Genomic DNA, 10,472 nt, shown 5'->3' with positions numbered 1-10,472 from the left:
AGCGCCGCCGCCCGCGGCTGCGCGCTCCGGGCCTGCGCGCCGCCGGCCCGGGGTCCGCGGGCCTGCGCGTCCCCGGCGAGCTTCGCCGCCTGCGGACCCTCCCCGGTGTGGACGGCGTACAGCGACCCGGCGACGAGCCCGGCCGCACCGGCGACCGCCACGCTCGCTCCGACCACGGTACGCAGACGACGTTCCCTCGCGGCGTTCCGGCGCCTCATGAGCCCTCCAGCTCCCGAGATGACGATCTACGGGAGGTGTTACGGCGCCGCGCCCGGCGGAGTTCAACGCCTTGGCGGTGCTCGCGCCGGGGCTCCGAGTCCGCAGGTCAGAGCCGTAATGATCTACTCACGATGAGTAGTCGTCCGGTCGCGCTGCGGGTAATGGAGGGGAGGAAACACGGGCCCGGACGGGCCCCGAACCCCTGGAGGAAGCATGAAGATCCCGAGTCCGCTGCGCTCGGCGGCACTGGCCGCCGCCGGACTGGTCATGGCCGCCGGCCTGGCCGCGTTCGCCCCCGCCGCTTCGGCGAGCGCGGCGGAGACGACCGGGGCCGCGCAGGCGCATCCCCGCCCCTGCCCGTGGGGCACCCACTGGGACCCGTACTGGCACAGATGCGTCCGCGACCGCGGCCACCACCACGGTTACGGCCACCACCACGGCGACCACGGCGGCTACGGGAACCACGGCGACCACGGCCACGGCGGCTACGGCCACGGCGGCTACGGCGACCACGGTCACGGCGGCCAAGGCCACGGCGGTCACGGCGACCACGGCCACCGCTGGTAGCCCGCACTGAAGCACCCGGCCCCGGCCCTCGCGTCGGCGCGCGAGGGCCGGGGTCATCTCGCGAGGGTTCGCACGGAGGACAGCGGTGCGGCCGGCCACGTCCGTGCGGCGGCTCGGCGCTGCTGCTGGACGCCTGGCGCGGCGCGGGGACGTCAGGAGAGGTCGCGGGCGAGGCGGGTCGCGCCGATCGGCATGTAGGCGCCGGTCAGCGCGGTGTACCCGAGCGCGGTGGGGCGCGGGAGGTCGCCGCGGACGAGCCGGGCGGCGCCGTGCGCGGTGTCGAGCGCGTCGACCAGCAGCGCCAGCCGCTGCCAGCGGGACCGCTCCGCGCCCCGCGCGGTCAGGTACCCCAGCCCGAGCGCGATCGCCCGCGCCCCGAAGATGCGGGTCATGTAGCCGAGCTCCGGGGACGGGCGCACGCCGGACGCCCTGGCCATCGCGTGCGGCGCGACGATCGACGCGACGCCCAGCGCGATCCGGCCGGCGGCGAGGCCGCGCAGCGCGACCGCGAGCGCGCCGTCCTCGGCGGGCGCGGCGTCCGGCTCGCCGGGGGGCGTGCCGGTGCCGGCGGACACGGTACGGGTGCTTTCTTCGCGAGTGTTCACGGCGCTTATGCTTCACCGCATGGCCGCACCGGCACTTCCACGAACGTGCGCTCCCGTGCGGCTGTGGGTCCGGCTCGGGCACGTCGTCTACGTCGGGCCCTCGCTCGGCCTCGGCCCGCACGCGACGGCGGTGGCCTGCCTGGGCGTCGGCCTCGACGCGCCGTTCACCGTCCGCGCGGACGGGCTGCCCGGCCGCACGGTCCGCAGCTTCCTGTTCCGCGCCCGGGTCCGGCACGAGGTCCTCGGCGGGACGGGCCGGATGCTGTTCTGCTTCTTCGACCCGACGTCCGCGCGGATGGCCCGCTGCCTCGGCGGTATGCGGAGCACCGCCGGCGGGTTCGGCAGCGACCACCACCGGGAGGCGGAGCTCATCGACCTCGCCGGCCGTGACGAGGTGGACGTCGAGCGGCTGCTCGCGGCGGCGAGCATCCCCGTCGCGAAGGCCCGCGACCCGCGCATCGCGCGCGCCGCCGCCCGGATCCGCGACGATCCGGCGCGGCCGCAGCGCGCGGAGGCCGCCGCCCGCGAGGCGGGGCTGTCCAGGTCGCACTTCCTGCGGACGTTCTCCGACCAGACCGGCACGAGCTTCCGCCGGTACGTGCAGTGGGCGAGGATCCTGCGGGTCGCGGAGGCGTTCGCCGCCGGGCACGACTTCACGCGAGCCGCCGCCGACGCGGGGTTCGCGTCGCCGTCGCATCTCAGCGACACCTTCCGTGGCATGTTCGGGCTCACTCCGACGGCCCTCGCCGCGCTCGCCCCCGACCTGGTCCTCGACGAGCCCGGCCGCGTGGGGTGACCCGGGGGCGCGCGGGAGGCGCCGGCCGAGCCGGGTGTGACCTCGGTGTCCGCTATCTGCGATGATGGCCGGTCCTGCCGGTTACCGTCCGTGACCTGGCGCGCCGCCGGGCCGGACCGCGGCGCCGCGGGCGCCGCCGGACCGGCCGACGACAGAGGGAGGACGCACCACCGTGGACGTCGAACGGACCGCCCTGCCGGGGATCGGCCTGCAGCACGTCATGACGACCGAGCGGGGCCGGCAGCTCGGCATCATCTCGCACCGCTCCGGCCGCCGCGACCTCGTCGTCTACGACCGCGAGGACCCCGACAGCTGCGTCGCGACGGTCGCGCTGACCGCCGAGGAGGCCAGCGCGATCGCCGAGCTGCTCGGCACCGGGCGGATCGTCGAGCACCTCGCCGAGCTGCACCGGCAGGTCGAGGGCCTGGTCACCGAGCAGCTGCCGATCGCGCCCGGCTCGCCGTACGTCGGCCGCCCGCTCGGCGACACCCAGGCCCGCACCCGGACCAGCGCGTCGATCGTCGCGGTGGTCCGCGAGGGGCAGGTGGTCGCCAGCCCCCGCCCCGACTTCGTGTTCGCCGCCGGAGACGTGGTGGTGGTCGTCGGGACGGGCGAGGGCACGGCGGCCGTCGCCGCGATCCTCGCCGACGGCTGACCCCGCATGGAGTCGGCCGTCCAGCTCATCGAACTCGGCGCGATCATCCTGGCCCTCGGGCTGCTCGGCGCCGTGTCCGTCCGCTTCTCCATCTCCCCGATCCCGCTCTACCTCATCGCCGGCCTCGCGTTCGGGTCCGGCGGCGTCTACCCGCTGACGACCAGCGAGGACTTCGTGTCCATCGGCGCCGAGGTCGGCGTCATCCTGCTGCTGTTCACGCTCGGCCTGGAGTACACCGCCGACGAGCTGGTCGGCACGCTGAAGACGTCCGCGCCGGTCGGGCTCGCCGACCTGGCGCTGAACGCGCTGCCCGGCGTCGCGGCGGCGCTGCTGCTCGGCTGGGGGCCGGTCGCCGCGGTCGCGATGGGCGGCATCACCTACGTCACCTCGTCCGGCATCACCGCGAAGGTGATCGGCGACCTCGGCTGGCTCGGCAACCGGGAGACGCCCGCGTTGCTGTCGGTGCTGGTGTTCGAGGACCTCGCGATGGCCGCCTACCTGCCGATCCTCACCGCGCTGCTCGCCGGGGCGGGGCTGGTCGGCGGCGCCGTCGCGCTCGCGGTCGCCGCCGCGACGATCGCGGTGATCCTGTTCGTCGCGCTGCGGCACGGCGCGTGGGTGGAGCGGTTCGTGTCCTCGCCGAGCGAGGAGGTGCTGCTGCTGAAGGTGCTGGGCCTCACCCTGCTGGTGGCCGGGATCGCGCAGCAGCTGCAGGTGTCCGCGGCCGTTGGAGCGTTCCTCGTCGGGATCGCGCTGTCGGGATCGCTGGCGCACACCGCGCACAAGCTGCTGTCGCCGCTGCGCGACCTGTTCGCGGCGGTGTTCTTCGTCTTCTTCGGCCTGCACACCGACCCGCACGACCTGCCCCCGGTGCTCGGCATCGCCGCGCTGCTGGCGGCCGTCGGCATCGCGACGAAGCTCGCCACCGGCTGGTTCGCCGCCCGCCGCGCCGGCGTCGCCGCCACCGGACGGCTCCGCGCCGGCGTCGCGCTCGTCCCGCGCGGCGAGTTCAACATCGTCATCGCCGGGCTCGCGGTCGGCGCGGGCACCAACGCCCGGCTCGGGCCCCTCGCCGCCGCGTACGTGCTGATCCTCGCGGTCGCCGGGCCCGTCCTCGCGCGCGGCGTCGAACCGCTGACCAGGGCCGTCCGCGCGCGCCGGGACGACCGCCGGGACGCGCGCCGCGAGCGGGCCCCGCAGACCGACGACGACGTGCCCGTCGCCCCCGCCCCGCGTCCGGACCCGTCCGAGACGGGGCGCTGAGCGTCACCCCGTCCCGGCCGCGATCGCGGCGAACTCGGCGATGCGGCGGCTCGGGTTCCCGGCGTGCCACACCAGCACCGCCCGCGACGGCGGCATGCCCGTGAACGGCACGAACGCCACGCCCGGATGGCTGAAGTGCCGCGCCACGGCGGTGCTCGTGACGAACACGCACGCGCCCTGCGCGACGAGGCTCAGCATCTCCGGCTCGGTGCGGGCCTGCCCGGCGCGCGGGATCGGCCGCCCGGCGGGCGTGGTCTCGGGCGGCCAGAACGTCCGCAGCCACTCCGCCGGGACGGACGGCGGCGGCGCGATCACCTTCAGGTCCGCGAGGTCCTCCAGGTCGACGGACGGGCGGTCCGCCAGCGGATCGGACGCGGCGACCGCCAGCAGCCGGGGATACTCCGCGACGACCGGCCCGGCGTGCAGGTCCTCCTGCTCGACCGGCCACGGGCACACCAGCACGTCGATCTCGCCGCTGCGCAGCCGCGCGAACGGGTCCGTCCACGACGACTGGAGCGTCCGGACCTGGCAGTCGGGGTGCCGCTCGCGGAACACGGCGATGGCGTCGTCCAGCGTGCTGAAGAACGGGCCGAGGAACCCGATCCGCAGCCCCCGCGCGACGTTGCGGGCATCGGTGAGCGCGAGGACGAGCGCGTCGTAGGCGGGCGCGGCGCCCTCCAGCAGCCGCTCCCCGAGCGGGGTGAGCGCCACCCGCCGGCTGGAGCGCTCGAACAGCCGCCCGCCGATCCGCCGCTCCAGCGAGCGGAGCAGCTGGCTCACCCGCGGCTGCGAGATCCGCAACCGCTCCGCGGTCCGGCCGAAATGCAACTCGCCCGCCAGCGCCAGGAACACCTCGACCTCGGCCTGCTCCAGCCGCACCCGGTCCGGCCCGCTCTCCCCGATTAGCCCCACTTATCAATCATGGCGAATGCCGTCCTTGATGCGGAAGATCCGCATCCCTGATCGTGGGGCGGGTGGAGAGGCAACGGCGGCTCGTCGTCGGGATCAGCGGCGCGACGGGCATCGCCTACGGGGTGCGCGCGCTGGAACTCGCACGCAAGGCCGGGGTGGAGACGCACCTGGTGGTGACGCCCGCAGGGCAGCAGACCCGGGCGTACGAGACGGACCTGTCCGCCCGCGACCTCGCGGCGATGGCCGACGTGGCGTACCGCCCCGCGGACGTCGGCGCCGCCATCGCGTCCGGCTCGTTCCCGACCGGCGGGATGCTCGTCGCGCCCTGCTCGGTGCGGACCCTGTCCGCCATCGCGTACGCGAACAACGACAACCTCCTCACGCGCGCCGCCGACGTCACCCTCAAGGAGCGGCGCCGGCTGGTGCTGCTCGTCCGGGAGACGCCGCTGACGCTCGGCCACCTGCGCGCGATGACGGCCGCGACCGAGTCCGGCGCGGTCGTCATGCCGCCCGTCCCCGCCTTCTACCTGCGGCCCGCGAGCGTGGACGACCTCGTCGACCACACCGTCGGCCGCGCGCTCGACCTGTTCGGGATCGACGTCCCGGACCTGCCCCGCTGGGGCGAACAGCCGACCTCCCGGTGAGAGGACCCACCTTGAAGCACCTGCGCAGCCTGCGCGAATACATCGACGAGCTGGACCGGATCGGCGACCTGCAGCGCATCGACGCCGAGGTCGACTGGAACCTGGAGGCCGGGGCGATCATCCGGCGCTGCTACGACCTGCGCGCGCCCGCGCCGCTGTTCACCAACCTCACCGGCTACCAGGGCACCGGGTTCGGGCTGCTCGGCGCGCCCGGCGCGCTGTCGGCGTCCGGCCACCCCCTCGCCCGGATCGCGCTGGCGCTCGGGCTGCCCGCCGAGGCGCCCGGCCAGGAGATCGTCGAGGCCCTCGCCGCGGCCCGGGACGCCGAGGGCGTCCCGCCGGTCGTCGTGGACCGCGCCGCCGCGCCCTGCAAGCAGAACGTCATGACCGGCGACGCGATCGACCTGTTCGCGTTCCCGACGCCGCTGATCCACGGCAACGACGGCGGCCGCTACATCCAGACCTACGGGATGAACATCGCCAAGACCCCGGACGGGTCGTGGACGAACTGGTCCGTCAACCGCATGATGATCGCCGGGAAGGACACCCTCGCCTGCCTCATCCCGCCGCCCCAGCATCTCGGCATCATCCGCGCGAAATGGACCGAGATCGGGAAGCCGATGCCGATCGCGCTCGCCATCGGCGTCGAGCCCGGCCTGCCGTTCGTCGGCGGGATGCCGATCCCCGAGGGCGCCGACGAGAGCCACTACCTGGGCGCGCTGTTCGGCGAGGGCATCGAGGTCGTCCCCGCCGAGACCGTCGACCTGCTCGTCCCCGCCACCGCCGAGATCGTGATCGAGGGCCACATCTCCATCGACGAGACCGTCATGGAGGGCCCGATGAACGAGTTCCCCGGCTACAACGCGACCGAGGCGTCCCCGAAGGCGCTCTTCCGCGTCAGCGCGATCACCTACCGGGACGGCGCCCTCCAGGCCGTCGTCGCCGCGGGCCCGCCCGTCGAGGAGGACCACACCGTCATCGGCACGACCAGCGCCGCCGAGATCCTCTACCAGCTCCGCAAGGCCGGCCTGCCCGCCGCGTCCGCCTGGTACCCGTTCGAGGCGGCGGTGCACTGGCTCGTCGTGTCGATGCGCCAGGACTGGCACGCGACGCTCGGCATCTCGTCCGCCGACCTGATCGGCCGGATCGCCGACGTCATCTTCACCGGCAAGCCGTCGGTGAACGCCCCCAAGATCCTCGTGGTGGAGGACGACGTCGACATCACCGACCTGTCCGAGGTCGTCTGGGCGTTCGCGACCCGCTCCCACCCCGAGCGCGGCGAGTTCCACTTCCCGCACAAGCTGAGCATGCAGCTCGCCGTCTACCTCGACCGCGAGGAGGCGCACAGCTTCATGGCGGGCAAGGTCGTCTACAACTGCCTGCTCGCCGACCTGTTCCCCGAGGGCCGCCGCCCGGTGAAGGGCAGCTTCGAGAACGGCTGGCCCGCCGACATCCGCACCCGCGTCCTCACCAACTGGCCAAACTACGGCTTCCCCACCCCCAAAGCAGGCTGAGGGGAGGCCGCGCGGGCGGGCCGCCGGCTCGGGGAGCCGGGGTCCGCCGCGCGCGGGCACACCCACCGCGGGGCTCAGGGGCCTAGCGCGGGCCGCTCCTCTTCCGCCGTGTGCTCGGGGGCCGTGTGGCCGTCGGTGGTGCGGTCCGGGGTGGCGAGGTCGTGGACGAAGCGGCGGTTCAGCGCGATGCGGACGCGGCCGAGGCCGGAGCGCCGCTCCGGCGCCTGGACGCCCTTGGTGTCCGGGCGCGCGAGCGACACGGCGGCGGGCGGGCGGTCGTCGGTGATCCGCGCGGTCTCCTCGGCCGGGAGGTGGCGTTCCACCTCGATGTACTCGCCGTTCGGGAGGCGCCGGATGACGCCGGTCTCCAGCCCGTGCCGGACGAGCCCGAGGTCGCGGCGCTGGAGGCCGAGGCAGATGCGGTACGCGACGGCGTAGGCGAGGACCGGGCCGAGGATGATCGCGCAGCGGAAGAACCAGGTCGTCCAGAACAGCGGGATGTCGAACCGGTCGGCGATGACGTCGTTGCCTCCCGCGGCCCACAGCACCCCGTAGAACACGACGCCGCCCATGCCGATGCCGGTGCGGGCCGGGACGTCGCGGGGCCGGTCGAGCAGGTGGTGGACGCGGTTGTCGCCCGTCACCCAGCGTTCGACGAACGGGTAGGCGGCGAGGCCGGTGAACAGCAGGCCCGGCACGCCGAGCGCCGGGACGAGCACGCTCATCGGCACCGTGTGGCCCCACGCGCTGATCTCCCAGGCCGGCATCATCCGCAGCGACCCCTCGAGCCAGCCCATGTACCAGTCGGGCTGCGAGCCGGAACTGATCGCGCCCGGGTCGTACGGGCCGAACAGCCAGATGGGGTTGATCTGGAAGAACGTCGCGAGCAGCGCGGTGACCCCGAAGACCCACAGGAAGAACGCGGTGGTCTTGGCGATGAAGACGGGGAAGAACGGGTAGCCGCGGACGGTCGTGTTCGTGCTGCCCTTCCCCGGGAACTGGGTGTGCGTCTGCCGCCACGTCAGCACGACGGCGTGCAGCGGGATCAGCGCGAGCAGGATGCCCGGGATCAGCAGGATGTGGACGATGTACAGCCGCGGGATGATGTCGGTGCCGGGGAACTCGCCGCCGAACACGAACATCACCAGGTACGAGCCGACGAGCGGGACGGAGGCGAGCACGCCCTCCAGGATCCGGATGCCGGTGCCGGACAGCAGGTCGTCCGGCAGCGAGTAGCCGAACAGGCCGTTCACCATCACCAGCATGAACAGCAGGATCCCGATCAGCCAGTTCAGCTCGCGGGGCTTGCGGAACGCGCCGGTGAAGAAGTTGCGCAGCAGGTGGACGGCGATGGCCGCCATGAAGACGTCGGTGGCCCAGTGGTGGATCTGCCGCATGAGCAGCCCGCCGCGCACGTCGAAGCTGATGTGCAGGGCGGAGGCGTACGCCTCGCTCATCCGCACGCCCTTCAGCGGCACGTACGACCCGTCGTAGACCGTCTCGTTCATGCTCGGGACGAAGAACAGGGTGAGGAACACCCCGGTCAGCACGATGATGAGGAACGAGTACATGGCGATCTCGCCGAGCAGGAAGCTCCAGTGGTCCGGGAACGCCTTGCGGAGCGCCTTGCGCGCGAACGCGGCGCCGCCGAACCGGTCGTCGACGGTGCGGCCGGGGGCGGCGAGGGCGGCGAGGGCCTTCGGGGGGACGCGGTCGGCTGGGCTCGCGGGCACCGGGCACCACCTCACGCCTGCTGGTCCGGGACGTGCGCATGCTCTGCTGTGCCTTCACTGTCGCACCGGACGGGCGGTCAGGCCAGGGGTCGCGCCGACTGTGGATAACCATCGAACCGACCGGCCGAACCTGGTCGTATCTCGACCTAGACTTTGCGCCCGGGCACGCCACGGGTCATGATTTGCCCCACACGAGTCCCATAAGTAAGTAATTACCCCGTGTGTACGGCGCGCAACGCAGGGGGACGAGCGGCGGGGAGGTTCCGTGTCGGACGACGGTTCGACCACGTTCGGGCGCCCGTGGGCGGATCTGCCCAGGGAACTGGCGGATCACATGAGGCCGCACCTCGACGAGGTGGCCGACGACATGATCCAGGAGATCCAGACCAAGGTCCGCGAGTACGACCGCCCCGGCGACGGCTCCTACTCGGGGACGCTCCGCCAGGCCGTCGAGCGCGTGCTGCACTACTTCGTCGACCGGGTGGCCGATCCCGGCCACGAGCCCGCCTCCGTCACCGACTTCTTCCGCGCCATCGGCCGCGGCGAGGCCGGCGAGGGCCGCAGCCTCGACGCGATGCAGTCCGCGATGCGCGTCGGCGGCATGGTCGCCTGGCGGCGGATCACCGAGGGCGCCGAGGCCCAGCAGGTCTCGCCCCGCACCCTGGGCGCCGTCGGGGAGGCCCTGATGCAGTTCCAGGACGAGCTGGCCAAGGCCGCCGCCGAAGGGTTCTCGCAGGCCAAGGCCGCCGTCGCGGGCGAGATGCAGCGCCGCCGCAAGCGCCTGCTCGACCTGCTGTTCGCCGACCCGCCCGCCGCGCAGGAGGCCATCGCCGACCTCGCCGCCGCCGCGCACTGGCCGCTGCCGCGCACCGTCGCCGCCGTCGCCCTCGGCCGCCCCGGGCAGGACACCCGGCAGCCCGCGTTCCCGCCGGACGTGCTCGCCGACCTGACCCGCCGCACCCCCAGCCTGATCATCCCCGACCCGGACGGCCCCGGCCGCGCGAAGCTCGTCGACCGCGCGCTCGCCGGCACGCTCGCCGTCGTCGGCCCGACCGTCCCGCTGATGGAGGCGGCCCGGTCGATCCAGTGGGCGCGCAAGACGCTGTGCCTCGTCCAGCGCGGCGTCATCGAGGCCCACGACGGCGTCATCCGCAGCGTCGAGCACATGTCGACGCTGATCCTGTTCCAGGACGAGGGGCTCATCACCTCCCTCGCCGACCTGCGCCTCGCGCCGCTGTCGCACCTGCGCGCCAGCCAGCAGGACCGGCTCGCCGAGACGCTGCTCGCGTGGCTGCAGTCGGGCCGCAACGCCAACGAGGTCGCGATGCGGCTGCACGTCCACCCGCAGACCGTCCGGTACCGGCTCCGGCAGCTGGAGGAGCTGTTCGGCGACCAGCTCCTCGACCCGGACCTGCGCTTCGACCTGGAGATCGTGCTGCGGGCCCGCGCGCTGCTCGCCGACAACGCGGGCGAGCGCATCATCCCGCAGGCCCGCGAGGCCGTCGGCGACAGCGCCGAGGTCGTCACCTTCCGCCGCACCTGACCCCGACCGCCCGGGTCGTCG

General features: G+C 73.9%; 10 protein-coding genes. 7 read left to right on the top strand and 3 right to left on the bottom strand.

The annotated features are described in order from the left end of the window. Positions 1 to 432: 432 nt before the first annotated feature. Positions 433 to 786 (top strand): hypothetical protein, encoded by a 354-nt coding sequence (locus F9B16_RS45465; RefSeq protein WP_151546490.1) that lies wholly within the window; start codon positions 433 to 435, stop codon positions 784 to 786. Positions 787 to 938: 152 nt separating this feature from the next. Here the strand turns inward: F9B16_RS45465 and F9B16_RS53250 are convergent, their stop codons facing one another. Next, on the bottom strand, positions 939 to 1,391 hold the full coding sequence (locus F9B16_RS53250) for a hypothetical protein (protein WP_225992519.1): 453 nt from the start codon (positions 1,389 to 1,391) through the stop codon (positions 939 to 941). Between the two features lie 19 nt (positions 1,392 to 1,410). Between F9B16_RS53250 and F9B16_RS45455 the strand changes: the two genes are divergently transcribed. The 3 genes from F9B16_RS45455 to F9B16_RS45445 all read left to right on the top strand — a co-directional run bounded on the left by F9B16_RS45455 (position 1,411) and on the right by F9B16_RS45445 (position 4,105). Next, positions 1,411 to 2,187 carry a helix-turn-helix domain-containing protein gene (locus F9B16_RS45455; RefSeq protein WP_151546489.1) on the top strand — a complete coding sequence of 259 codons (777 nt, stop codon included), beginning with the start codon at positions 1,411 to 1,413 and terminating at the stop codon, positions 2,185 to 2,187. A gap of 172 nt (positions 2,188 to 2,359) precedes the next feature. Next, positions 2,360 to 2,842 (top strand): cation:proton antiporter regulatory subunit, encoded by a 483-nt coding sequence (locus tag F9B16_RS45450; protein ID WP_192809322.1) that lies wholly within the window; start codon positions 2,360 to 2,362, stop codon positions 2,840 to 2,842. Positions 2,843 to 2,848: 6 nt separating this feature from the next. After that, the gene (locus F9B16_RS45445) at positions 2,849 to 4,105 is read left to right on the top strand and encodes a cation:proton antiporter (RefSeq protein WP_151546488.1); all 1,257 of its coding nucleotides are present in this window, start codon (positions 2,849 to 2,851) and stop codon (positions 4,103 to 4,105) included. Between the two features lie 3 nt (positions 4,106 to 4,108). On the opposite strand, the gene F9B16_RS45440 is transcribed toward F9B16_RS45445, so the two are convergent. Then, positions 4,109 to 5,017 (bottom strand): LysR family transcriptional regulator, encoded by a 909-nt coding sequence (locus tag F9B16_RS45440; RefSeq protein WP_151546487.1) that lies wholly within the window; start codon positions 5,015 to 5,017, stop codon positions 4,109 to 4,111. 62 nt (positions 5,018 to 5,079) lie between these two features. Between F9B16_RS45440 and F9B16_RS45435 the strand changes: the two genes are divergently transcribed. Further along, positions 5,080 to 5,661: a UbiX family flavin prenyltransferase gene (locus F9B16_RS45435; RefSeq protein ID WP_151546486.1), complete on the top strand. Its 582-nt coding sequence runs from the start codon at positions 5,080 to 5,082 to the stop codon at positions 5,659 to 5,661. Between the two features lie 11 nt (positions 5,662 to 5,672). Next, positions 5,673 to 7,175 carry a UbiD family decarboxylase gene (locus tag F9B16_RS45430; RefSeq protein ID WP_151546485.1) on the top strand — a complete coding sequence of 501 codons (1,503 nt, stop codon included), beginning with the start codon at positions 5,673 to 5,675 and terminating at the stop codon, positions 7,173 to 7,175. Positions 7,176 to 7,249: 74 nt separating this feature from the next. Here F9B16_RS45430 and qcrB read toward each other — a convergent pair whose 3' ends face one another. After that, entirely contained in the window at positions 7,250 to 8,908 is a 1,659-nt protein-coding gene (gene qcrB / locus F9B16_RS45425; RefSeq protein ID WP_151546484.1) for a cytochrome bc1 complex cytochrome b subunit, read from the bottom strand. 334 nt (positions 8,909 to 9,242) lie between these two features. Here qcrB and F9B16_RS45420 point away from each other — a divergent pair, with 334 nt between their 5' ends. Further along, positions 9,243 to 10,451, top strand: coding sequence for a PucR family transcriptional regulator (locus F9B16_RS45420; RefSeq protein WP_404800593.1), 1,209 nt, complete (start codon positions 9,243 to 9,245; stop codon positions 10,449 to 10,451). Positions 10,452 to 10,472: the final 21 nt, after the last annotated feature.

It is taken from the genome of Actinomadura montaniterrae, assembly GCF_008923365.1.
GTDB classification, from domain to species: Bacteria; Actinomycetota; Actinomycetes; order Streptosporangiales; family Streptosporangiaceae; genus Spirillospora; species Spirillospora montaniterrae.
This window is presented reverse-complemented; position numbering and strand designations above follow the sequence as displayed.

Excerpts from the sequence above, each read along its gene's own strand:
- F9B16_RS45465 (WP_151546490.1), top strand. The coding sequence starts at position 433 with ATGAAGATCCCGAGTCCGCTGCGCTCGGCGGCACTGGCCGCCGCCGGA.
- F9B16_RS45455 (WP_151546489.1), top strand. The coding sequence starts at position 1,411 with ATGGCCGCACCGGCACTTCCACGAACGTGCGCTCCCGTGCGGCTGTGG.
- F9B16_RS45445 (WP_151546488.1), top strand. The coding sequence starts at position 2,849 with ATGGAGTCGGCCGTCCAGCTCATCGAACTCGGCGCGATCATCCTGGCC.
- F9B16_RS45420 (WP_404800593.1), top strand. The coding sequence starts at position 9,243 with ATGAGGCCGCACCTCGACGAGGTGGCCGACGACATGATCCAGGAGATC.